This is a genomic window from Streptomyces durocortorensis (assembly GCF_016901035.1).
GTDB classification, from domain to species: Bacteria; Actinomycetota; Actinomycetes; order Streptomycetales; family Streptomycetaceae; genus Streptomyces; species Streptomyces durocortorensis.
The window spans coordinates 38,421-61,828 of the sequence record NZ_JAFEUF010000012.1 but is presented as its reverse complement, the minus strand read 5'-3'; the positions used below and the strand labels follow the sequence as shown (position 1 = coordinate 61,828).

The window sequence follows — 23,408 nt, the reverse complement described above, 5'->3', positions numbered from 1 at the left end:
TCCTTCGGCTCTCTTCTCCCTTAACCCACCCCCAACCACCCCCCCTGCGGCGTCCCGCCGCGGGCCCGCGCGGGGGGCGCCCCCCCCCCCCCGCCCGGCCCCCCCCGGGCCCCCGGGGGCCCCCCCCCGGGGGCTTCCAGAGCTGGAGTGCGCATGCTGACCACCGGAATCACCCTCTCCGTCCGCTGTGATGCCTTCCACCCGTCGGACGTCATGATCAGTTCGGGAACGCGTCGGCTGGCTGATGTCCCCGGGACGGCGGCAGACCCGACGGCCGTCGTCCCCGAGGACGACTGGCGTGCCCTCGTCCGTGCCGAGTGGGAGGTACTCGATCCCGCACCGGCCACCCCGCTGAACCGGATGCTGACCGTGCTTGGTCTGGACACCGACTCGCTGGAGGCCTGCCGTGGCGAACTGCTGCCAGTGCTCGCGGCAGCCCGCGAGGGCGACGCGAACGAGCAGGCGGGGCGGCGCGGCGCGGTCCTTGGCCGGGTCCGTGAGCGTGTGCTGGACGCCGTCGGGTCCTGCGTCGGCGCACGCAGCACCCGTCAGGGGGCCAGCGACAGCGTGGTCCACGGCTCCGGCCTCGTCTCGACCGCGTACAACTATGAGCAGCGCACCTTCATGGGTCTTCACCTCGACAACCACGAGGAGCTCCCGCTGACCGAACGGCACCGCTCCCTCCTCCTCACGGTCGCCAACCTGGGGTTCACCGACCGGTACGTCCACTTCGTCAACCTCCGCACGGCCGACCTGGCGCTGATGCTCGCGGCGACCGACCGCGTGGTACCGCAGACCAGCCACGCCCTGAAGAACGCCTTCTTCTCGGCCTTCCCCACCCACCCGGTGCTGCGCGTGCGGCTCAGACCCGGCCAGGCGTACCTCGTCAACACCCAGGACGTGCTCCATGACGGCGCCACCAACAACGAGGGTTTGCCGGACGTCTCCTTCCTCACGGCCAACCGGCTGACCGTGGCCCCGCTGGTGCGGGAGGCCCGATGAACGCGCCGCGGCGCCCGGCCGCGCCCGGCCCGATACGGCAGGTGGTGCTGCAGTCCACCGGCTTCTGCAACATCGACTGCGCGTACTGCTACCTGCCTGACCGGCTCACGAGGACCGTGATGCCCCTCGACATCGTGCGCGCCACGGCCCGGGCACTCGCCGACAGCGGCCTGCTCGCACCAGCGGTGGAGGTCCGCTGGCACGCCGGTGAACCGCTCACCGTGCCGAGATCGTTCTACTCCCAGGCCCACGCACTGCTGCGGCGAGCCCTGGGGGACCGCACTCGGCTGTCGTTCTCGCTCCAGACCAACGGCCTGCTGCTCGACAGTGCGTGGGCAGACTTCCTGCAGCACGAGGAGGTGCGCGTGGGCGTCAGCCTCGACGGCCCCGCACAGGTACATGACGCGCACCGCCGCACCCGCAGCGGGGCGGGCACCCTGGCCCGCGCACTCAAGGGCGTGTCCCACTTGGTGGGGGCGGGACTGAGCTACGACGTCATCTCTGTCGTCACCCCGGCGACGCTCGCGCACACCGGGGCCTACCTGGACTTCATGGCGGAGCTCGCCCCCCGTTCGCTGGGACTGAACCCCGAGGAGACGGAAGGGGGCAACGATTCCGGTCTGCACCGGGCAGACGGCTTCGAGCAGGAGTACCGGGCCTTCCTGCACCGCGTCGCCCGGTGGTCGAAGGAGACGGGCGTCGAGGTGCGCGAACTCGCGGCGATGCGACGGCACGTCCTGCACCACGCCCTGCCCGTCCGCAACACGCAGAACGAACCGCTGTCCATCGTCACCGTCGGAGCCGACGGCCGGGTGTCGTCCTTCTCCCCGGAACTGTTCGGCTGGATGAGCGAGCGATACCGGGACTTCGTGATCGGCCAGGTGAACGACCCCGGCTTCCGTTTCGACCGCTGGCCGGAGAGCTTCCGGCTGCTGGCGTCGGACATCGACCGCGGACGGGCCGGCTGCGAACGGTCCTGCTCCTACTACGCGGTGTGCGGCGGCGGCGCTCCGGCGAACAAATGGGCCGAGTGCGGAAACATGGCCGCCACCCGCACCGCGTTCTGCTCGCTCGGGGTCATGGCCGTCGCCGACGTCGTGCTGGACGAGCTCGAAACGGCGCGCCGGTGAGCACGCCGGCGCCCAGGATCACTGTCCGCGGCGACTGCCCTCCGGCCACCGAGGACGCCGTCCGTGCCGCACTCGCCGACGGTCCGGCCGATGCCTCCCGCGTCGCGGCTCTGGTCGATCTGCCGGGACACTTCGTGGTCACCGCCGAATTCCCCGACAGGGACCTGATCGTGGCCTCCCGCTCGGGGGCCGTGGCTCACTACTACGACACCGTCACGAGCCGCGCCCACGGCGCGAGCGTCACGGACGTGCTCACCCTCGCGGGACGCGCGCCGCGCTGGAACGCCCCAGCCCTGGCCGATCACCTGGTCCACGGGCATCCGCTGGGTGACGCCACGCTCGACCGCGAAATCCTCCGGGTACCGGCGGGGGCTGTAGTCACCATGTCCCGCCTACGGGCCGACCTGGTGACGGTGCCACCCTTGATGCGCGAGCCCGGACCGCCGACAGTCGCCGCCCGAACCGCCCTCGTCGCGCTGCGCGCCGCGGTCCGGGACGCTGCGCGAATCCCGTGCGCCCTCTCGATGTCGGGTGGCCTCGACGCCCGGCTACTGCTCGCCGCCCTCCTGGCCGACGGGATCAAGCCGCGTCTGCTGATCTCCGGAGTGGCCGGCTCGTTCGACCGCACCGTCGCGCTGGCGATCGCTCGGGACTTCGGCCTGCCCCACCAGGTGCACGTCGTTTCCGAGTCCGCGCTCATGGCCAGCGCCAAGGGCATCACGGCGGCCTCGGACGGACTTCTTCCGATCAGCAACTGGGCGGGGATGGCGCACGTCGCGGAGGCGGGCGGCACCGAGCCGGTGCTCTTCGGCTATCACGGTGAGCTGGCCAGGGCCTACCATCTGCCCGCGGTGGGCAGGCGGGCGTTTCTGTGGGCCACCCGGCCGGCTGCGCAGGCTCCCGCCCGTCTGCTCGAACGCGCGGGCGGGCATCCCTTCCTGCCGGACGAGCGGGATCGGCTCGCGGGCGAACTTCGTGAGGCCCTCGAGCCGGAGGCCCTCATGGAGCGGATCCGGGCGGCGCTGCCGGTGGGCGCCATGCGGGGCACGCTGCTCGGGGCGTCAGAGGCGTTCTTCCGCACCCAGTACGGGCATCGAAAGATCGCCGCCAACTTGGCGGCCATCGGCACCTTCAGCCGCTGGCGGGTGCCCCTGTTCGCCCCCGACTGGAGCGACGCCGTTCAGGCTATGCCCCGTGACTGGAAGCTGGGCGACCGTTGGCACCGCTGGGCCATCGGCCTGCTGTGTCCGGCGCTGCTGCGCTACCCCGAGGAGCGCTACGGCGCCACCACCTCGCGCCGCCCCCCGCTCCGCTTCTGGTTGAGGGGACCCGCCCTGCCGAGCACGCCGTTCTACGTAGACCAAGCGCCGCTGCGGAGCCGGAGCGAGCTGCTGGCGAGCCTGGCCGACACCGACGCCTCGGCACTGGCGCCGCTCCTGGACCCCGACCTCGTGGGTGAGTTGGTCCGTGCGCAGACGGGGACGTCGCCCCGCTCCCACCTGTGTTTCGCCCTGAGCGCCCTCGTCGGCTGGAGCCGGATCGCGGCGGCCCGGCCATAGTGGCGGGCTCGTTAGTCGTAGCGGTTGGCGAGGGCCTTGTTCTGCTTGAGCCGGTTGAAACAGCGTTCGACGAGGGCGACGACCGGCTCGAACCGCGTGCGGTGGTTCGCGTTCCCGCCGGTGACCCGGTGTGCGAGTGCATGTCGGCAGGTATGCCCGGCACTGACAGTCCGCCGGGTAGTCGGTCGTCTGCATCATCCCGGACAAGGGTCCGGCCCGTGGCTGCTCCGGGGGGCGGTCCTCGTGCGGGTCGACCATCGACATGAGCACCCTGTCGCTTACCTGGTGTGACATCCGGAGCCGGACTGCCTGGAGCGTGACGGCGCCTCCAGGCAACCGACTTCAGGCTCTAGAAGAAGCCCAGCTTCTTCGGCGAGTACGACACCAGAAGGTTCTTCGTCTGCTGGTAGTGCTCCAGCATCATCTTGTGGTTCTCCCGCCCGATGCCCGACTGCTTGTAGCCGCCGAACGCGGCGTGGGCCGGATACGCGTGGTAGCAGTTCGTCCAGACCCTGCCCGCCTTGATCCCGCGCCCCGCCCGGTAGGCGGTGTTGACGTCACGGGTCCAGACCCCGGCTCCCAGCCCGTACAGGGTGTCGTTCGCCGTGCTGATGGCATCGTCGAAGTCCGTGAAGGACGTCACGGCCACGACCGGGCCGAAGATCTCCTCCTGGAAGACCCGCATCCGGTTGTCCCCCTCGAAGACCGTCGGCTGGACGTAGTAGCCGCCCTCCAGCTCACCGCCGTGCTCGATGCGCTGACCGCCCGTCAGGATCTTCGCCCCCTCCTGCTGGCCGATGTCCAGGTACGAAAGGATCTTTTGCAACTGGTCGTTGGAGGCCTGGGCGCCGATCATCGTGTCGGTGTCCAGCGGGTGACCCGGCACGATCTGCTCGGTGCGGGCGATGGCCGCCTCCAGGAACGCGCCGTAGTGGCCGCGCTGGACGAGAGCGCGCGACGGACACGTGCACACCTCGCCCTGGTTGAGGGCGAACATGGTGAACCCTTCGAGGGCCTTGTCGAGGAAGTCGTCGTCGGCGCTCGATACGTCGTCGAAGAAGATGTTCGGCGACTTGCCGCCCAGCTCCAGTGTCACCGGTTTGATGTTCTCGGAGGCGTACTGCATGATCAGCCGCCCCGTCGTGGTCTCACCGGTGAAGGCGATCTTCGCGACGCGCGGGCTGGAGGCGAGCGGCTTGCCGGCTTCCGCCCCGAAGCCGTTGACGATGTTGACGACGCCCGGCGGCAGCAGATCCGCCACCAGGCTCAGCCAGTAGTGGATCGAGGCGGGCGTCTGCTCGGCCGGCTTGAGGACCACCGCATTGCCCGCGGCGAGCGCCGGGGCGAGTTTCCAGGTGGCCATCAGGATGGGGAAGTTCCACGGGATGATCTGCCCGACCACGCCCAGCGGCTCGTGGAAGTGGTACGCGACGGTGTCGTCGTCGATCTCGCTGAGCGAACCCTCCTGGGCGCGCAGGGCCCCCGCGAAGTAGCGGAAGTGGTCGACGGCGAGCGGGATGTCGGCCGCCAGCGTCTCCCGCACGGGCTTGCCGTTCTCCCAGCTCTCGGCGACCGCCAGCTCTTCCAGGTGGGCTTCCATCCGGTCGGCGATCCTGTTCAGCACGGAGGCCCGGTCCCCGGCGGACGTGGCGCCCCAGCCCGGAGCCGCGGCATGGGCGGCGTCCAGGGCCAGTTCGACGTCCTCGGCCGTGCCGCGCGCGATCTCGGTGAACGCGCGGCCGTTGACGGGGCTCGGGTTCTCGAAGTACTGACCCCGGGCCGGCGGCACGTACTCCCCGCCGATCCAGTGGTCGTAGCGGGACGCGTACGTGACGATGGCGCCCTCGGTGCCCGGCGCAGCGTAACGGGTCATCTCTGTGGCCTCCCGGATCCGGTGCCGCCCGCCGTTGGACGGCCCTCGGCGCGAGGCTAGGTACGGGGACGTTGCAAGGGCGTTGCACGGGTGCCGCGACAAGATGCACGAAGGGGAGCGGTCGCCGCACCTAGCCGCGCTGCTCGGCGTCGAGTCCCCGGACCCGAGCCTGCAACGCCGCCCGCTGGTCCACCGGGACCGCCGCGGCCAGCGCGCGCCACACCGGCAGGTCCTCCTCGCCCCACGGGCTGTACGCCCAGTCGGCGAGCAGCCCCGGATCACCCCGGGCGATCAGCGCGGCCCGCAACTGCTCCTCGATCCGACGCCGCAGGCGTACGACCACCGGGGCCCGGGAGCCCGGGAGCAGCGGACCCGCGTACGCGTCAAGCGCCGCCGCCACCGCGCCCGAACCCAGCCGGCGCGTCACCGTGTCGAAGTCGGCGTCCACCGGGACGGCCAGCCGGTACGGGCGCGAGTCCAGCAGGTCGGGCCCCAGCAGCCGCCGGAGCCGGGAGAGTTCGGCCCGCAGCGTCACCGGGGTCACCGACTCGTCCTCGTACAGCTCGACCAACAGCTCGTCCCCGCTCAGGCCCTCCGGCCGACGGGCCAGGGCGACCAGGATCTCGCTGTGCCGCCGGCTGAGCCGCAGCCGCCGCCCGCGCGCCACCAGCAGCGCCTCGTCCCGGCCCAGCGCGCTGAGCCGCACCGACTCGGCATCGGACGCGGACGACGGCGTCAACAGCGCGAGCTGCGACTCGGCGGCCCGGGCCACCGCCTGGACGAAGGCCAGACTGTGCGGATGGGCGAGCCGGTCGCCGCCCGTGATGTCCACCGCTCCCAGCACCCGGCCCGTACGGGGATCGTGCAACGGCGCCGCCGCGCAGGTCCACTGCTGGACCGGGCGCAGGAAGTGCTCGGCGGCGAAGACCTGGACCGGGCGGTCCACCGCGATGGCCGTCCCCGGCGCGTTCGTCCCCGCCACGGACTCGGCCCAGCGGGCGCCCTCCACGAAGTTCATCAGACCGGCCGCCCGCCGCGCCGCCGAGTGGCCCTCGACCCACAGGAGGCGGCCGTGGGCGTCGCAGACGGCCAGCAGATGTTCCCCGTCCGTGGCGTACGCCCCCATCAGCTCGCGGATCACGGGCATCGCACGGGCCAGGGGATGCGCCGCCCGGTACGGACCCAGCTCGTCCGGGCCGAGTTCCACGACGGGGGCGTCGTCCGGGCTGACCCGCGCCCGTGCCGAGCGTCGCCAGGAAGCGCCTACCACCGCACGGACCGGCCGCTCCAGCCGCCCCGCCGAGGTGAACACGTCATGGGCGCGGCGGAGCGCTCCGCTCCGCTCTCCGGGGTCGGTGTCCGCCGCCAGGGCCACCCAGGGATCCGTCAACTCGCCCTCCCGTCCTGGGCTGTCGTGCTCTCCCATCGTCGTCGCCGTCGGCCTCCGCGACAACCTCGGTGCGGAGAGTCATCACCACGGGTGGCGGGGGAGGACGCTCAGGCGGCGTCGCCGACGAGCCGGAGGTAGCGCTCCCAGTCCCAGTGGACGCCCGGGTCGGTGTGGTCGCTGCCCGGTACCTCGTGGTGGCCGACGATGTGCTCGCGGTCCTTGGGGATGCCGTGACGGTCGCAGATGTCCGCGGCCAGCCGGGCGGACCGCAGGTACATGACGTCCGTGAAGAACTCCGGGCGGTCCACCCACCCTTCGTGCTCGATGCCGATGCTCCGGGTGTTCCAGCTCCAGTTGCCCGCGTGCCAGGCGATGTCCCCCTCGCGCACGCACTGGGCGACATGGCCGTCGCCGGAGCGCACGACGTAGTGGGCCGACACCTGCTTGGAGGGATCGCGGAAGATGCCCGCGGTCGGCGTGAACAACTGCTGGGCGACATGGATGACGACGCGGTCGATCCGGCGCTCGGAAGGGTGGGAGGGAACGGTGTAGTTGGCGGGGGAGGCCGGAGCCCACAGGGCTGTCGCGTAGTCGGTGAGCCCGTTCGGAGCCGCCACGGCCCGGACCGACGACGGCAGGACGGCCGCCGCCGTCGTCGCGGCGGCGCACTGGATGATCCTTCTACGGTGCAACAGGACTCCTGGAGCTGGGACTGGGATCACGACCGGGGCCGGCCCCGGGGACGGGTCGGCGGGCGCGACACGGAGCCGAGTCGGTGAGCCCGCGGGCTTGTGGATCAACCCCGTTGATGCAGACGACGAGCCCCCGGGGCCTCCGGTTCCCCGCACACCGCCGCGCCTGCCGGGCCCGCGCGTCTGTCAGGCCCGCGCGTCTGTCACATCCGCGCGTCTGTCACGTTCGCCGCATGCTTCGTGTCCGCCCCGTCCGCCGCGCCATCATTCGGCCCCCGCCAGGGCCTCCGCCGCACCGTCATCGGCCCCCGCCAGCGCCCCCGCCGGATCGTCGTCCGCCGGTCCGGCAGGCACCCACCGTCCGCGCTCCTTGCGGTAGGGCCACCACCGCCCGCCCCGGTCGAGCCGGAGCTGGAGGTCGGCGCCCGCCACGGTCCAGCGGGCCCGCCCGCTCGCCCGCAGTACCGGCCGCTCGCCCGCCTCCCAGGCCTCGCCGAGCCGGGCGCGGGCCCGCCCCAGTTGCTCCGGGTCCGGCGTCCACTCCTCGTCGAGCACGGCGAGAGCCGCGACCCCGCCGTACCCCCAGGCACGGACCGCCGCGTCCAGGTCCACGGGCGCGCGGCCGGACTCCGTGGCCAGCCGGGCCCCGGTCCGCGCGTCCGGCCGGGCGTCCGCGGCCAGCCGCACCGCGTCCTGCTGCGGGGTCAGCTCCGCCGGGATCGGCTGCCCTTCGTGCCCCGGGGCCAAGGCGTCCAGCAGCATCCGGTGGGCCCGCACCGCACTGTCGGCCGCGAGCACTTCCAGCGCCGCCGGGTCGATCCCGGGCGCGGGTGCGGTCTCCGTGTCCAGCGAAGGCCCGAGCCCCGGCGCGTCGGGGGGCGACGGGGGAGCGGGCAGCGGCGGCAGGATCCCGGCCGCCGCGAACGCTTCCCCGGCCGGCACCCCGCGAACCCCCCGCTCCGGCCCGTCGTCGGCCTCCCGGGGTCCGCCGTCGCCGTCCCGGACCGCACGAGCGGCGCTGCGCACCTGGAGCTCGTCCAGCAGCCGCCGCTCGTCGCGCCCCCGCATCAGCAGCAGGACGAACGGGTCCTCGTCCAGCAAGCGCGCCACCTGGTAGCAGAGAGCACCCGAGTGCGGGCAGTGGTCCCAGGTCCCGCAGGTGCACTCCGGCTCCAGATCGCCGATGCCGGGCAGCAGCTCGACCCCGGCGCTCGCCGCGTCCTCCACCAGGTGCGGTGGCATGTCCCGGTCCAGCAGCGCCGCGATGTGCCCGGCCCGGTCCACCGCCATGTCCAGGAACCGGTCCCAGGCGTCCGCCCCGAGTTGTTGCAGCAGGACGTCGCTGCGGTGGGCCGTGCCGTCGCGGTCCCGCACCACGGCCGTGATCCGCCCCGGCCGTACGGAGACCGCACCGACCCTGCCCTCCCGGGCCAGCCGCCTTCCCTGCTTGAGCTGTTGGCCGTCGAGCGCCGTGTCCTCCAGCGCCTTGAGCCACGCCCGGCCCCACCAGGACGTGGCGAAACCCCGGCCCTGCGCCGGGGGAAGCGCCGCGAACGTACGCTCCGGTCCGCGCCGGCCGCCCCGCGACGCACCACCGTCGTCGCCCCCGCCGTCCACCCCGCCCGAGGCGTCCGCCTCGTCCGTCCCGTACTCCGCCCCGTACGCGTCGTCGTCCTCGAAGCCGTAGTCGTCGCTCATCGTGCGCCCCCTCGCAGCTCGACCAGGTCGGCCAGTTCCGCATCGGTCAGTTCGGTCAGAGCCGCCTCGCCGGAGCCGAGCACCGCGTCCGCGAGGCCCTGCTTGCGGGCGAGCATCGCGGCGATCCGGTCCTCGATCGTGCCCTCCGCGATCAGCCGGTGCACCTGCACCGGCTGCGTCTGGCCGATCCGGTACGCCCGGTCCGTCGCCTGCGCCTCGACCGCCGGATTCCACCAGCGGTCGAAGTGCACGACATGACCGGCGCGGGTGAGGTTGAGCCCGGTGCCCGCCGCTTTGAGGGACAACAGGAACACCGGGGCCTCGCCCGTCTGGAAGCGAGCCACCATCTCCTCACGCCGGGCCACCGGCGTACCGCCGTGCAGGAACTGGGTGGGCACCCCGCGCACGGCCAGGTGTTCCTCCAACAGCCGGGCCATCTGCACGTACTGCGTGAAGACCAGCACCGAACCCTGCTCGGCCAGGATCGTGTCCAGGAGTTCGTCCAGCAGCTCGACCTTCCCCGACCGGTCCGCGATCCGCGGCTGCTCCTCCTTCAGGTACTGCGCCGGATGATTGCAGATCTGCTTCAGCGCCGTCAGCAGCTTCATCACGAGGCCCCGCCGCTCGAAGCCGTCGGCGGCGGAGATCTCCGCCAGGGTCTCGCGGATCACCGCCTCGTACAGAACGGTCTGTTCCGGCGTCAGCGACACGGCCCGGTCGGTCTCGGTCTTCGGCGGCAGCTCGGGCGCGATCCCCGGGTCGGACTTGCGCCGCCGCAGCAGGAACGGCCGTACGAGCGCGGCGAGTCGCTCGGCTGCGCCCGGATCGTTGCCGCCCTCGACCGCGGCGGCGTACCGCGTACGGAAGGTACCGAGCCGGCCGAGCAGACCTGGCGTCGTCCAGTCCAGGATCGCCCACAGCTCGGAGAGGTTGTTCTCCACGGGGGTGCCGGTGAGCGCGACGCGGGCCCGGGCGCCGATCGTCCGCAACTGCTTGGCCGTCGCCGAGTGCGGGTTCTTCACGTGCTGCGCCTCGTCGATGACGACCATGCCCCAGGACACGGCCGCGAGCCGCGGCGCGTCGAGGCGCATCGTGCCGTACGTCGTCAGCACGAACTCGCCGTCCACCAGGCCTTCCAGGGAACGCGACGCGCCGTGGAAGCGGCGGACCGGGGTGCCCGGCGCGAACCGCTCGATCTCCCGCTGCCAGTTCCCCATCAACGACGTCGGGCACACCACCAGCGTCGGCCCTGCCGCGTCCCGGTCGCTCTGCCGGTGCAGGTGCAGGGCGATGAGCGTGATCGTCTTGCCGAGGCCCATGTCGTCGGCGAGGCAGGCCCCGAGGCCGAGCGAGGTCATGGTGTTCAGCCAGTTCAGGCCCCGCAACTGGTAGTCGCGCAGGGTCGCGGTGAGCTTCTGGGGCTGTCCGATCGACTGCTGGGCGGCGGACTCCGGGTCGGCCAGCCGGTCCCGCAGCTGCTGGAGCCAGCCGGTCGCCGCCACCTCGACGCGACGGCCGTCCACCTCCGTCGAACCGGTCAGCACCGCGCCGAGCGCGTCGATCGGGGTGACCTTGTGGTCCCGGGCCTCCCGGGCCCGGCGCGCCTCCTCTGGGTCGATGAGCACCCACTGGTCGCGCAGTCGCACGATGGGCCTGCTGGACTCGGCGAGCCGGTCCAGCTCCTCGCGGGTCAGCTTCCGGTCGCCCAGCGCGAACCGCCAGTCGAAGGACAACAGGGCGTCGGCGGAGAGGAACGAGGGCGTGTCCCCTGCGGTACGCCCCCGTGGCCCGGCCCCCTGCCCGTCACCCTCCCGGTCCGCGTCGTGCGCGTCGTGCGCGTCGTCCGGGCCGATCACGGCGCGCGCGGTGAGCTTCCCGGCCAGTTCCCTGGGCCAGTGCACCTGCACACCGGCGGCGGCCAGGGCACGCGAGGCGGATCCCAGCAGTTCGGCGATCTCCTCGTCGGCAGGTTCCACCGCGTCCGGCACCGCGGCGGAGAGCAACGGGGCCAGCGGGGGCCAGGCGCGGGCGGCCCGCCGCAGGGTGAGGAGGGCGTCCATCCGGGCCCCCGGCCCGAACGCGGCCGCGGTCCGCGAGTCGCCCGCCCACACCTCGGCCGCATCGGCGACCAGGGAGGGATCGCTGACGCTGTGGATCTGCAGCACGGCACGGAACGACGGCGCGGCCACGTCGGTACCGGACCCCGGCCCCACCGCTCCCGCGGCGGCGTCGGAGCCCGGCTCCGCGCCGGTCCGCCCCGCGGCCACCCCCGTGACCTCGATACGCAACGAGAGCCGTACGCCCGCGTCGTGACCGGCCGCCACATCGGCCGCCCAGGCCCGTCCCTCGGGCAGGTGCTGGGGCTGCTGGGCGGTGAGCGCTGGGCCGGCGGCGGCGAACCCGACGAGCGGGGTACGGGGCATCGCGTCGGCCACGGCATCGAGGAACGCCCGCAGCAGGCGCTCCGGTTCGGGCAGCAACGGCTCCCCGTCCTCCCCGTCCTCTCCACCCTCCCCGTCCGGAACGGGCGTCGCGTGCGCGGTCGGCGGCATCGATGCCGCGAGCTCCCGGATCCGTTCGAGGTCCTCGGCGCTCAACGGTCCGATCCGCCAGGCGTCATGGTCGGTGGTGCTCAGCCCCGGCAGCAGCAGGCCGCGGGCGACGAACTGGAGAGCGAGGAGCGCGGCGGCGCCCCAGAAGGCGGTGGCGGGCGAGGCCTGCGCGGCGGCCCGTGCCCGGGTCAGCACCGGCAGAGCGTCCCGCACGGGAAGGAACCGCGCCGGGACCGTACGGGGTCGCAGGTCGGCTCCGACCACGGTCAGCTCCGACCCGGCCCCAGGGGTGTCGCAGGGGGTGCTGCCGTCCGGATCCCAGAACGCGATCCTGCCGGTACGAGCCGGATCCGCGGGGACGAAGACCGCGGAGCAGCGGGACAGTTCGGCGATCTCGGAGGGCGTTGCCGCGGGGTGCCTGTGCACAGCGATGTCTGATTCCTCAAACTTGACTAGTGGGCGGAGTCGCCGAGGGTACTCCACTTCGCCCGATGACAGGCCGTGCGGATCTGTGGCGTGCATCACTCCTGCTCCGCCTCCGGTCTCGGTGGTGCAGCCAGCCCCACCCCTGGATACGGGGGTCTGCCCCAGGGGGACCAGGGTGGTGGCGCCATGGCTCCCACCGGCCCCCGATCCGTACGTTCGATGAGGTCAGCGCACAGGTTCCAGAGACCGGAGACGTCATGCCCCAGGCGACAGCCACTGTTGCGGACCCCGCCGACGAAAGCGGTCCCGACCGCCCGGCCGACGCCCGCCCGGCCGACGCCCGCGGGGCAACGGCCGGAAGCGACTTCGCGCCGCTGCTGCGTGCGGTGAGGGACCAGGGCCTGCTGGAGCGCCGCACCGACAGGTACGTGCTCGGCATCGCCGCCAATCTGCTGGCCCTGGGTGCGGTGGTCACCGGCCTCGTCCTGGTGGGCGACTCCTGGTGGAGCCTGCTGCTCGCCCTGCCGCTGGCGGTCCTGTGGACCCGTACGGCCTTCGTCGCCCACGACGCGGGTCATGCGCAGATATCCGGCGACCGCCGGACGAGCCGGCTGATCGCCCTCGTACACGCCAATCTGCTGCTCGGTATGAACGAAGCGTGGTGGAACGACAAGCACGTACGCCACCACGCCAACCCCAACCACATCGACAAGGACCCCGATGTCGGTGTCGGCGCCCTGGTCTGGACCCAGAAGCAGGCGGCGCAGCGGGAGGGATTCGCCCGCTGGCTGACCAGGAACCAGGCCCGGCTGTTCTTCCCGATGCTGCTGCTCGAAGGCATCGCGCTGAAGATCTACGGATTCCAGTTCCTGCGCCGTCAGCCCCTCCGGGAGCGGGCCGTCTCGGCGCTGCTGCTGACCGCGCACGTCGCCCTCTACGCGACGCTGCTGCTCAGCACGCTGTCCCCGGGCAAGGCGATCGTCTTCGCCCTGGTGCTGCACGCGCTGTTCGGTCTCCACCTGGGCCTGGCCTTCGCCCCCAACCACAAGGGGATGGAGATGCCCGACCCCGACGGTGAGCGCTGGGGCCACCTCCAGCGGCAGGTCCTGACCTCGCGCAACGTACGCGGCGCCGTTCTGACCGACTGGTTCCTCGGCGGGCTGAACTACCAGATCGAGCACCACCTCTTCCCGAGCATGCCCCGCCCTCATCTGCGCCTTGCCCAGCCCCTGGTCAGGGCGCACTGCGCGGGCATCGGCATGCCGTACGTGGAGACCGGGCTCATCGAGTCCTACCGGCAGGCGCTGGCGCACATGCACGACGTCGGTGAACCGCTGCGGTAGTACGCCGGGCGGCGCGGCCGCCCGGGAACGTGGGGAACGTAAGGACGCGCGGACGCGTTCACACAACAGGAGCGGCGCCGGCCGCGAAGGAGGCGTGGACCATGTCGAATGGTGCGAAGGTCGCTGTCGGGGGAGTTCTCGCGGCAGCCATCCTGTGGCCCCTGCTCGGATTCTGGTGGGCGCTGCTGATCGTGATCGGGGTTCCCGTGGCGGGCTATCTCCTGCTGGACCCGTCCCAGCGGCGCAGGCTCCGCAGGATCAACCGCAAGGAGATCGGACGCTGACCGAGGACGTCCAGGAGATCGGACGCTGAGCGAGGACGTCACAAACCCTGGACGTCACAAACCCTGGACGTCACGGGCCCTGGACGGCGAGCCCGTCCAGGGCCGCGAGCAGGCCGGGCAGCGCGTCTCCACGGCCGACGGGAATGACCGTCCCCGGCTCCTCGTCCAGCAGGAACAGGGCGATGTCATTGGTCCGGGCCACCATCGACCACCCCGGGCCGTCGACGCGCAGCGTGCGTGCGTCGGCGGTGGCGTACGAGGAGCGGATCCGGCCGGGTGGCGGCGGAGCCTCCGTATAGGCGCTCGCCTCCGACAGGGCCCGCCGAACACCGGGGTGCCGGAGCGACCCGGAGGCGGCGCTCTCCGCCTCACCCCCGGTGGCGGTCTCCGCCCCTCCGGCCGCACCCGGCTGCGGGAACTGCGTCTCGTCGATCTGCTCGCGCCACACCGACCACTGCGCGGCGATCTCATCCGCGCCGAGCCGTCGCTGCGCCGGACCCCAGGCCTCCGTGTCGGGAGGGGTGAGGGGCGCGGGGCCCTCCCCGTCCGTATCCGGATCGTGCGGATCCGGGACGCCGGGTGCCGAGACGGCCAGGTCCATCGGCCAGCCCGGCAGGGCGCACACCATGGAACGCTCGTCGGGGGAGAGGTCGTGCTCCATGCCGCAGTCCCACGCGGCGATGGCGACCGCCACCTGGGACGGGTCCTCGACGACCACCGTCCACCGGGCCCCCTCCCCGTCCTGCCCGAGGATGAGCCCGTAGCCCTCCTCGTACGGTTCGAGTGCGAGAGCGCCGCACGCGGCCACATAGTCGTCACCCAGCACGCTGGGGAACCGCGCCGGCGTCAGCAGCATCGCGGTCAGCACCAGCAGCGCGTCATCGGCGTCCGCATCATCCGCACCGCCCACGGTGTCCTCCCCATCGCTCATCGCTCATCCCTCATCGCGGAACCGCCCATCGCCCGGTCCTGCGTCCCTCGGTCCGTCGGCGCACCCTAACTACTCGGTAACCCCCTCGTCGAGGCCCTGACGAGCAGCGACGAGCCGGACCCGCGCCCGCCCCGTCCGGGTCAGGCGGGGGCGAAGGGCCGGGCGCGCCGGAGGCCTCCGCGTAAGGTTGGACCATCGGGCCGAACGAGGGGGACAGCATGGTGAAGCGGTACGACCGGCTGAAAGAGATTCAGCGGCTGGACCCCGAGCGGGACTTCTTGGAGATCTACCGCCTCACCGTCACCTACGAGTTCCCCTGGGACATCACCCGCGCCCTCGAACTGGCCCTCTACCGCACCTATGCCGTGCCCAGCATCGGCCGACTCCTCAACGAGACAGCGGAGTTGACGGAGCGCTCGCAGAAGCGCTACGACGACACCGCCCTGCTGCTCGACACGGTGGTGGAACACGGCTTCGACACCGACGAAGGCCGCACGGCCGTCCGCCGGATCAACCAGATGCACCGCAGCTACGCCATCAGCAACGACGACATGCGCTACGTCTTGTGCACGTTCGTCGTCACCCCGAAGCGCTGGCTGGACAGTTTCGGCTGGCGACGCCTCTGCTGCCACGAGCGGGCCGCCTTCGCCGCCTACTACCGCACGCTCGGCGCACGGATGGGCATCACTGGCGTTCCGGAGACCTACGACGACTTCGAGCGCACCCTCGACGCCTACGAGCACGAGCACTTCGGCTGGGACGAAGGAGCCCGACGGGTCTCCGACGCCACCCTGGCGCTGATGGGGTCCTGGTATCCGGCCCCGCTCGCCCCGGTGGTGCGCGGGGCGAGCCTCGCGCTCCTGGACGACTCTCTGCTCGAAGCGTTCCGCTACCGCCGCCCGGGGCCGGTCGCTCGCGGAGTGACCAGGGGTGCGCTCCGGCTCCGGGCCCGTGCCGTCCGGCTCCTGCCGCCCCGGCGGGCGCCCCACTACGCGCGCCAGAATCCCGAGATCAAGGGCTATCCGGACGGGTACGAGATCGCGGGGCTCGGCACGTTCCCCACACCGGGCGTCCGTGGCTGCCCGGTGCCCGGCCGGGGGGCGTCGCAGACGCCCGCCGAATGACGCGACCGCTCCGACCGCTCCGACCGGTACGCCGTTGCCGCCGGGCCGATGCCCGCCGGAGACGGCCCGGCCTCACACCTGCCTGACGGCGAGGGCGAGAAAGCGATCGTCCTCGTCGGTGTAGGACTCCAGCCGCCACCCCGCACCGGCCAGCAGCTCACGCAGCCGGGGCTCGGCCCGTAGATCGTCGTCGGTGACCGTGCGCCCGTGGCGCGCGGCGAGGGCCGTCCGGCCGATCGGGTGGAACAGCGCCAGGACCCCGCCCGGCCGGACCACGCGGGCGAGTTCCGCCGTATCGGCCTCGGGCCGGGCCACATGTGAGATCAGCCCGGCTCCGAACACCGCGTCCAGCGCTCCGTCGCGCAGTGGCAGCCGCGCCACGTCGGCACGGAGAAGCGTCCCGCTGTCGCCACGTCCGGCCCGTGCCGCCGCCTCCAGCATGGCCGGGGTGAGGTCGGCGCCCAGCACGGTGCCCTGCGGCCCGACCGCCGCCCGCAGCGCGGGCAGCGCGCGCCCCGTCCCGCAGCCCGCGTCGAGCACGGCATCGCCGGGCCGCAGCCCCAGCAGGCAGGCCGCCGCGGCATAGGCGGGGCCGTCGTCGGGGAAGCGGCTGTCCCAATCGGCCGCACGCGGGGTGAAGAAGTCCAGGACATGGGTGTGGGCGTCAGTCATGGGGGACATGCTCGCGCAACCGCACGCGGCGTGCGAGCGCCGGGATCCGACCCGACCCGTCAGACGTTGACGCCGTAGTCCGACGCGATGCCCGCCAGGCCGGAGGCATAACCCTGGCCGACCGCACGGAACTTCCACTCGGCGCCGTGTCGGTACAGCTCGCCGAAGACCATCGCCGTCTCGGTGGAGGCGTCCTCGCTCAGGTCGTAACGGGCGAGCTCGACGCCGTTGGCCCGGTTCACCACGCGGATGAACGCGTTGCGCACCTGACCGAAGCTCTGGCCACGGCTCTCGGCGTCGTGGATCGAGACGGGGAACACGATCTTCTCGATCTCGGCGGGGACCGACGACAGGTCGACCTCGACCGACTCGTCGTCGCCCTCGCCCTCACCCGTCAGGTTGTCGCCGGTGTGGCGGACGGAACCGTCGGGGCTGTTGAGGTTGTTGTAGAAGACGAAATGGCTGTCGGAGAGGACCTTGCCCGCCGCGGAGCACAGCAGCGCACTGGCATCCAGGTCGTGATCGGCCCCGGTCGTGGTCCGTACGTCCCATCCGAGCCCGACCGTGACGGCGGTCAGGCCGGGGGCTTCCTTCGACAGGGAGACATTGCCGCCCTTGGCCAGGGTCACGCCCATGAATTTCCTCCAGTGTTCCGTCGGTCCGCACCTGCGATCCGGAACCCTGCGGCTTCACCGCGTCCGGGTCCGGAGACCGGTGCCGTTCTGCTGTCACTTGTCACTCTTGTGGCCGCTGTCTGTACAAACGCTCGACGCGCCGCTCCGGGTTCCCGGATTGCGCAAGCCATGAACCGAGCAGCGGCCCGAAGGCCCGGTCCCTCGCCCGGCCCGGGCGCGCCCGTGGGGGTCAGCGGGCGTTCTCGTCCTTCATCGCCCTGGCCTCGCTCTTGAGGATGCGCATGGACTTGCCCAGCGCGCGGGCCGTGTCCGGCAGCTTCTTCGAGCCGAAGACGGCGATCACGACGACCGCCAGGATCAGCAGGTGCCAGGGCTCCAGGCCGTTGCGCAGCATCTGGTCCCACCCTTCTCTCGGTACGCAACAACAGTTGCCGCATTGCGCAACCGTACAACTAATGTCGGTGGTCGGAACGAGCGCCCCTCAACTCCCCGGCGCGCCCTTCCCGCACACGCCGCCTTCGTTCCCGCCTTCCTTGCCGTACGCGGTCCGGTGCGGCTTCGGGCAGGTGTGGCGGCGCTCGTACCGGCGACGGGCCGCCGTGAGCCCGACCGCGTACAGCCCCAGGACGGAGCCGAGAAGGAGGTAGTAGAGGGGCGGCAGGGCGCTCATACCGAGCAACGGCCCGAGCGGCGTGAGCGGGAGGGCGACGCCGACCGCGGCGAGACCCGCCGCTGCTCCCCGCAGAGGCCCGCCCGCCCGGCGTTCGGCGGCACTGCGACCGGTCCGCAGCAGGATCATCACGAGGGCCTGGGTGAGCAGGTTCTCCGTGAACCACCCGGTGTGGAACGCCGCCTCGCCATCCCCGGACGCGTTGTGCAGGGCGAGCGCGAGCACCCCGAAGGTGGCGAGGTCGGCGGCTGCGTTGAGCAGGCCGAAACCCGTGATGAAGCGCAGGAAGTCACGCGGCCGCAGCACGGTGGGGCGGCGCAGGGCCGAGGCCGCCGGGCGGTCGAACGCGAACGCCAGCTGCGCCGCGTCGAAGCAGAGGTTCTGCACCAGCACCTGCGCCGGGAGCATCGGGAGGAAGGGCAGCATCAGCCCGGCCGTCAGCATCGCGATGACATTGCCGAGGTTCGACGAGAGGGTGATCCGCAGATAGGCGGCGATGTTCCCGCTGCTGCGCCGCCCCGCCAGCACCGCACGGTCGATCGCGGTGAGGTCCTTCTCCGCCAGCACGACATCGGCCGCCTCCCGGGCCACGTCCACTGCGTTGCGGGGGCAGATGCCGACGTCGGCGGCGTGCAGGGCGGGCAGGTCGTTGACGCCGTCGCCGAGGAAGCCGGTCGTGTGCCCGCCGGCGCGCAGGGCCGTGACGATCCGGGCCTTGTGCTCAGGAGTGCAGCGCGCGAACACCGTGGCCCGGTCCGCCACCCCGACCAGCTCCGCGTCCGACAGGGTGTCCAGCACCTCGGCCGTCACCACATCGTCGGGGCCGGTGCGGCCCTCCGGGCGCAGACCGAGGTCCGCGCACGCCCGGGCCGCCGTGCCCGGATGGTCGCCGGTGAGCACCTTGACGCTCACCCCCCGCCGCGCGAGCACCCCGAGCGCGTCGGCGGCGCTCGGGGCCGGAACGTCCCGCAGCGCCACCAGCCCCAGGAAGGTCAGGCCCCGCTCGTCCGCCGGGGTGTACGTGCCCGCCCGGGCCGCCCGGTCGGCACGGGCCACGGCCAGCAGGCGCAGCCCGGATCCGGCCTTCCGGTCCGCCAGGGCGAGCAACCGGTCGCGCTCGTCCCGGTCCAGGTCACACCGGTCGAGCACGGCCTCGACGGCGCCCTTGGTGACCAGGGTGTGGACGCCGAGCCGGCCGGGCCGCCTCACCACGGCGGTCGCGACGCGGCGCACCGGATCGAAGGGCAGCACTGCGACGCCCTCGTACGCGTCCGGATCCACCTCCCCGGCAGCGGACGAACCATCAGTGTCGGCGACGTCCGGCCCTTCCTCGCCGAGCGCGTCGGCGGCGCCGAGCCCGCCTCTGTCGAGGGCTTCGGCGGCGTCCAGCACCGCTTCGTCGAGCGCGTCGGGGGCGGGCAGCTCCGCCAGCTGGAGCGTCCACAGCGCGTTGACCGCCGCCCACCGCAGTACGTCGGCATCGGGCCGGTCCGCACCATCGGTCGCCGCCGCGACGACCGGCCGGTCCTCGGTCAGCGTGCCGGTCTTGTCCAGGCACAGCACATCGACCGCCCCCAGGTCGTGCAGCGCCGGAAGCCGTTTGACGATCACACCGCTGGTACGGGCCAGCCGGGCCGCGCCCCGCGCGAGGGTCGTCGTGACGATGACCGGCAGCATCTCCGGGGTGAGTCCCACGGCTACGGCCACGGCAAAGGGCAAGGTCTCCAGGCCTCGGCCCCGGAGCGCCGCGTTGGCCATCAGCACCAGGGGCGGGGTCAGGAGCATGAAACGGATGAGGGTCCAGGAGATCCCCTGGACCGAACGGTCGAAGGCGCTCGCGCCCCGCTGTGAGGCCCGGCCGTCATGGGTGGCGGCGAACCGCGTCTCCCCGCCGGTGGCCACGACCACCGCCGTACCGCTGCCGGAGGTGACACTGCTGCCCTGGAAACACCACTGCGGTTGCGCGAACGGCCCGGCATCGGACAGGGCGGGGTCGGGGATGTCGAGGGCCTGCTTGACCACCGGGGCCGACTCCCCGGTCAGGGCCGACTGATGCACGGTGAGCCCGTCGGTGCGCAGCAGCTGCACGTCGGCGGGCACGAGATCGCCGGGCCGCAGGCGGATCACGTCCCCCGGCACCAGGTCGGCGACCGGCACCTCGCGTTCCCGGGGAGGGGAGTCGTCCGATGCGCGACGCACCACGGTCGCCGTGGTCGCCACCAGTTCGCGCAGCGCCGCAGTCGACCGGTCGGCGCGGTGCTCCTCGGCCGAACGCAGCAGACAGCTCACCGCGACGAGGGCCAGGATGACGCACGCGGTTCCCCAGGCCGAGACGAGGGCCGACACCAGGCCCAGGCAGAGAAGCACGGAGGTGAAGGGATCCCGGAGGCTGCGCAGGAGACGGCGGGGCCAGGGCACGGGCCGCCGGGCGGGCAGCACGTTCTCGCCGATCCTGCCGAGCCGGACCTCGGCCTCCGTCTCCAGCAGCCCGCGCGGCCCGCTGTCGAGGGCACGCAGCGTCTGCAGAGCGGTGGGCACGGCGCCGGGGAACGGGGCGACGGAGGCCGGCGTGCCGGCGGTGATGTGTCCGGGGCTCGCGGCTGGACTGCTCTCAGGCACCGAGCTCACGCAGGCGGACAGGCTCGGGGGAGTGGTGCCCGGCGCGTTCGGCCAACTGGCCGACCATGATCCGGACGACCGTCACCACATCGGGGTCGTCGACCAGATAGACCTGGCGTCGGCCCTCACGGCGCGACCGGACGAGACCTGCCAGCTTCAGCTTCGTCAGATGCTGACTGACCGAGGGAAGCGTCCCGCCCACCCGCTCCGCGAGCCCGGTCACATCGCTCTCGCCCTGGGCCAGTGCCCACACGATGTGCAGCCGTGCCGGTGTCGCCAGGAGCCCGAACGCCGCCGCGGCCTCCGCCAGCACCTCCGCGGGCGGATCCTGGAAGCCGCCGGAACCTGTCGACACGCTCGTATCTCCTCGTCCCCGGGCCGTCAGCCGGACCCGGCTCCCTTGCCCGTTCCGGACGGCCGAAAAGACCAGTGTAGGGGCCGCCCCGGGAGGGCCTGCGGCTCGCACGGGATGCCCGCCCCGCCACCGTCCCGTCTCCGGCTGTCTATAGAGAGACGCAATGAGGTCGGGATACGGCAAGAGCAGTAACCAAGCCGAAGCTCCTTCGGTCAAGAACGATCAACTCACTCGAGCGAAGCCGACCGGTTGCCATGCTGTCGCCCCGACCCGATTCCTGAAGCCCGCCCCGACGCCGGTGCTCCGACAGTCCGAAGTGACTCCCGAAGAGAGAAGGGACGCATGCCCTCCGAGTCCGTCGACAGCGACGAAAACCTCCGCACCACCCACCGCAGCTCCGGGGATGTCGGCAGGAGCATGATCGGAGAGGACATCGCGCTCACCCTGAAGATCGTCGTGGCGGGCGGCTTCGGGGCCGGGAAGTCGACCTTGGTCGGCTCGGTCAGCGAGATCCGTCCGCTGTACTGGGAGGAGACGCTGAGCGAGAGCGGGCGGGACCGGGACGACACCGGCGGGGTGGAACAGAAGTCCACCACGACCGTAGCGATGGATTTCGGCCGTATCACCGTCCACTCCGGCCTGTCGCTCTATCTGTTCGGCACGCCGGGCCAAGATCGTTTCTGGTTTCTCTGGGACGAGCTGTGCGAGGGCGCCCTCGCCGCCGTCGTGCTCGCCGACACCCGGCGCCTGGAGGACTGCTTCGCCGCCGTCGACTACTTCGAGCGCAGGCGGATCCCGTTCGTCGTCGCCGTCAACCTCTTCCCCGGCGCTCCCGACCATACGGAGCACGATGTCGCGCAGGCGCTCGACCTCGACCGGGGCACCCCGGTCGTGCTGTGCGACGCCCGCGACCGGGCCTCCGGGAAAGAAGTCCTGATCCGTACGGTCGAGTATGCCGGGCGCATGCACACGGCCCGGCTCCTCGCCTCCGTGGGCTGACGACCCGGCGCCGGGGCCTTCCGTCAGTCGGCCATGTCGGCCATCGCGACCACCTTGTCGATCCGCACCCGTACGACCAGTTCGCCGGGCACACCGTTGCGCCGGCCGAACTCCTCGGCGGCGTCGGCCTCCACGTAGCGGCCGGCGATCAGCGTCGCCCACCGCAGGAGTTCGCCGGGGTCCTCGCTCAGCTCGGCGTGCCCCTGCACCACCGCGAACGCGTACGGAGGCCGGTCGTCGTCGATGCACAGGGCGACCCGCCCGTCCCGTGCGAGGTTGCGCCCCTTCACGCTCTCCTTGCCGGTGTTGAAGACCACCGAGTCGCCGTCGAGAAGGAACCAGACGGGTGCGATGTGCGGACTGCCGTCGGCCCGCACCGTCGAGACCTTCGCCGTGCGGGTGCCCTCCGAGAGGAAGGCCCGCCATTCTTCATCGGTCATGTGGTGTGCCATGGGCCCATCCTGAGCCCGATCGCCGCATGGCGCGAAGCGGCACCTCGGGAGGTGAGGGACGCTTGCCCCCACGGATCCGTTGCGCAAGGCTTACGCGCGTAGCGGGGGGTACGGGGAACGAGGGTACGGGGAGGACGAGCACATGCCGCTTGACCGGGGACTTGACTGGCTGCTGGACGATCTCACCAGCAGGGTGCAGTACATACGGCACGCATTGGTGCTGTCGAACGACGGACTGGTCACCGGGGCCAGCACCGGGCTCGCACGCGAGGACGCGGAGCACCTGGCGGCGGTCTCGTCCGGCCTGCAGAGTCTGGCGCGCGGCTCCGGGCGCCACTTCCGGGCGGGTCGGGCCCGCCAGACGATGGTCGAGTTCGACGAGGCACTGCTCTTCGTGACGGCGGCGGGCGACGGCAGTTGCCTGTGCGTGCTGACCGCGGCCGAGGCCGACGTCGGCCAGGTCGCGTACGAGATGACCCTGCTCGTCAACCGGGTCGGAGAACACCTCGGCGTCTCCGTCCGACAGGGCGGGCCCGAGGGCATCGATCCCTTCTCGCCCTCCTGACCTGCACTTTTCGTCGCCGTTAGAGAGTTATCCACAGGGCTGACGCGCAGTGACTCCTTCAGGCTACCGTCATTACGGAGAGTATTCGAGCCGACGGGGGAGAACAGTCGTGGCAGTCAGGGAAGTGCACCGATCACACGTCAGGGCCCAGGACGCGGAGGGCGAAAGCACGCGTGTGCGGGCCGGTGCCCATGCCGGGGACGCGAGCGCGGAGGCGGAGTGCGGGGGCGGCCGCACCTCGCCCGCCTCCCCGGCGGCGACGGTGGCGGCCGGGCGCGCGGCCCAGGAGCTGGGCATCCGGCGTGCGGAGTTGGAGCTGGCGGTGCACCTGGGGCTGGTCGCCGTCGTCGCCCCCCCCGGGGGGGGGGCCCCCCCCGGGGGGGGGGGGGCGATAACGCCCCCGCGGGAGCCACCCGGCTTCCCCCACGCCCGTGTGG

20 protein-coding genes and 1 pseudogene are annotated in these 23,408 nt (G+C 72.3%); 9 read left to right on the top strand and 12 right to left on the bottom strand.

The window, feature by feature from the left end:
- Positions 1–153 precede the first annotated feature (153 nt).
- The 3 genes from JS521_RS04615 to JS521_RS04605 are packed head-to-tail and all read left to right on the top strand — an operon-like array spanning position 154 to position 3,691.
- Positions 154–1,002 carry a hypothetical protein gene (locus tag JS521_RS04615; protein ID WP_205081426.1) on the top strand — a complete coding sequence of 283 codons (849 nt, stop codon included), beginning with the start codon at positions 154–156 and terminating at the stop codon, positions 1,000–1,002.
- Positions 999–2,132, top strand: a complete 1,134-nt coding sequence (grrM, locus tag JS521_RS04610) for a cyclophane-forming radical SAM/SPASM peptide maturase GrrM/OscB (RefSeq protein WP_205081425.1) — start codon at positions 999–1,001, stop codon at positions 2,130–2,132. The genes JS521_RS04615 and grrM overlap by 4 nt, the downstream gene beginning before the upstream one ends.
- Positions 2,129–3,691, top strand: coding sequence for a hypothetical protein (locus JS521_RS04605; protein WP_205081424.1), 1,563 nt, complete (start codon positions 2,129–2,131; stop codon positions 3,689–3,691). The genes grrM and JS521_RS04605 overlap by 4 nt, the downstream gene beginning before the upstream one ends.
- A 349-nt stretch (positions 3,692–4,040) precedes the next feature.
- Here the strand turns inward: JS521_RS04605 and exaC are convergent, their stop codons facing one another.
- From exaC to JS521_RS04580, 5 genes are all read right to left on the bottom strand, one after another.
- Positions 4,041–5,564, bottom strand: a complete 1,524-nt coding sequence (gene exaC / locus JS521_RS04600; protein ID WP_205081423.1) for an acetaldehyde dehydrogenase ExaC — start codon at positions 5,562–5,564, stop codon at positions 4,041–4,043.
- Positions 5,565–5,694: 130 nt separating this feature from the next.
- Positions 5,695–6,954, bottom strand: a complete 1,260-nt coding sequence (locus JS521_RS04595) for a GAF domain-containing protein (RefSeq protein WP_205081422.1) — start codon at positions 6,952–6,954, stop codon at positions 5,695–5,697.
- A gap of 107 nt (positions 6,955–7,061) precedes the next feature.
- Positions 7,062–7,646 (bottom strand): N-acetylmuramoyl-L-alanine amidase, encoded by a 585-nt coding sequence (locus JS521_RS04590; protein WP_205081421.1) that lies wholly within the window; start codon positions 7,644–7,646, stop codon positions 7,062–7,064.
- A gap of 264 nt (positions 7,647–7,910) precedes the next feature.
- Complete coding sequence (locus tag JS521_RS04585) at positions 7,911–9,344, bottom strand: SWF or SNF family helicase (RefSeq protein ID WP_205081420.1); 1,434 nt, start codon at positions 9,342–9,344, stop codon at positions 7,911–7,913.
- Positions 9,341–12,322: an SCO1167/SCO6262 family helicase gene (locus JS521_RS04580; RefSeq protein WP_205081419.1), complete on the bottom strand. Its 2,982-nt coding sequence runs from the start codon at positions 12,320–12,322 to the stop codon at positions 9,341–9,343. The genes JS521_RS04585 and JS521_RS04580 overlap by 4 nt, the downstream gene beginning before the upstream one ends.
- A 257-nt stretch (positions 12,323–12,579) precedes the next feature.
- On the opposite strand from JS521_RS04580, the gene JS521_RS04575 reads away from it, so the two are divergent.
- A complete protein-coding gene (locus JS521_RS04575) occupies positions 12,580–13,665 on the top strand; it encodes a fatty acid desaturase family protein (RefSeq protein ID WP_205081418.1) in 1,086 nt (361 codons plus the stop codon).
- A gap of 101 nt (positions 13,666–13,766) precedes the next feature.
- On the top strand, positions 13,767–13,949 hold the full coding sequence (locus JS521_RS04570) for a tail-anchor membrane protein (protein WP_205081417.1): 183 nt from the start codon (positions 13,767–13,769) through the stop codon (positions 13,947–13,949).
- Positions 13,950–14,019: 70 nt separating this feature from the next.
- On the opposite strand, the gene JS521_RS04565 is transcribed toward JS521_RS04570, so the two are convergent.
- Positions 14,020–14,880, bottom strand: coding sequence for a hypothetical protein (locus tag JS521_RS04565; RefSeq protein ID WP_205081416.1), 861 nt, complete (start codon positions 14,878–14,880; stop codon positions 14,020–14,022).
- 218 nt (positions 14,881–15,098) lie between these two features.
- Between JS521_RS04565 and JS521_RS04560 the strand changes: the two genes are divergently transcribed.
- On the top strand, positions 15,099–16,004 hold the full coding sequence (locus tag JS521_RS04560; protein WP_205081415.1) for an oxygenase MpaB family protein: 906 nt from the start codon (positions 15,099–15,101) through the stop codon (positions 16,002–16,004).
- Between the two features lie 72 nt (positions 16,005–16,076).
- Here the strand turns inward: JS521_RS04560 and JS521_RS04555 are convergent, their stop codons facing one another.
- The 5 genes from JS521_RS04555 to JS521_RS04535 form a co-directional block, all read right to left on the bottom strand.
- Complete coding sequence (locus JS521_RS04555; RefSeq protein WP_205081414.1) at positions 16,077–16,676, bottom strand: class I SAM-dependent methyltransferase; 600 nt, start codon at positions 16,674–16,676, stop codon at positions 16,077–16,079.
- A gap of 59 nt (positions 16,677–16,735) precedes the next feature.
- Positions 16,736–17,311 carry a TerD family protein gene (locus tag JS521_RS04550; RefSeq protein WP_205081413.1) on the bottom strand — a complete coding sequence of 192 codons (576 nt, stop codon included), beginning with the start codon at positions 17,309–17,311 and terminating at the stop codon, positions 16,736–16,738.
- 229 nt (positions 17,312–17,540) lie between these two features.
- A complete protein-coding gene (gene tatA / locus JS521_RS04545; RefSeq protein ID WP_205081412.1) occupies positions 17,541–17,705 on the bottom strand; it encodes a Sec-independent protein translocase subunit TatA in 165 nt (54 codons plus the stop codon).
- A gap of 87 nt (positions 17,706–17,792) precedes the next feature.
- On the bottom strand, positions 17,793–20,609 hold the full coding sequence (locus JS521_RS04540) for an HAD-IC family P-type ATPase (protein ID WP_307847770.1): 2,817 nt from the start codon (positions 20,607–20,609) through the stop codon (positions 17,793–17,795).
- Positions 20,593–20,955 (bottom strand): ArsR/SmtB family transcription factor, encoded by a 363-nt coding sequence (locus JS521_RS04535; RefSeq protein ID WP_205081411.1) that lies wholly within the window; start codon positions 20,953–20,955, stop codon positions 20,593–20,595. The genes JS521_RS04540 and JS521_RS04535 overlap by 17 nt, the downstream gene beginning before the upstream one ends.
- A gap of 342 nt (positions 20,956–21,297) precedes the next feature.
- Here JS521_RS04535 and JS521_RS04530 point away from each other — a divergent pair, with 342 nt between their 5' ends.
- Positions 21,298–21,954, top strand: coding sequence for a GTP-binding protein (locus JS521_RS04530; RefSeq protein ID WP_205081410.1), 657 nt, complete (start codon positions 21,298–21,300; stop codon positions 21,952–21,954).
- 23 nt (positions 21,955–21,977) lie between these two features.
- Here JS521_RS04530 and JS521_RS04525 read toward each other — a convergent pair whose 3' ends face one another.
- The gene (locus tag JS521_RS04525; protein WP_205081409.1) at positions 21,978–22,406 is read right to left on the bottom strand and encodes a PPOX class F420-dependent oxidoreductase; all 429 of its coding nucleotides are present in this window, start codon (positions 22,404–22,406) and stop codon (positions 21,978–21,980) included.
- A 142-nt stretch (positions 22,407–22,548) separates the two neighbouring features.
- Between JS521_RS04525 and JS521_RS04520 the strand changes: the two genes are divergently transcribed.
- Together JS521_RS04520 and JS521_RS37440 are read left to right on the top strand one after the other, a co-directional pair.
- On the top strand, positions 22,549–22,971 hold the full coding sequence (locus JS521_RS04520) for a roadblock/LC7 domain-containing protein (RefSeq protein WP_205081408.1): 423 nt from the start codon (positions 22,549–22,551) through the stop codon (positions 22,969–22,971).
- A 109-nt stretch (positions 22,972–23,080) separates the two neighbouring features.
- Positions 23,081–23,344 (top strand): annotated as a pseudogene (locus JS521_RS37440) (DUF6397 family protein); the annotation flags it as partial.
- Positions 23,345–23,408 lie beyond the last annotated feature (64 nt).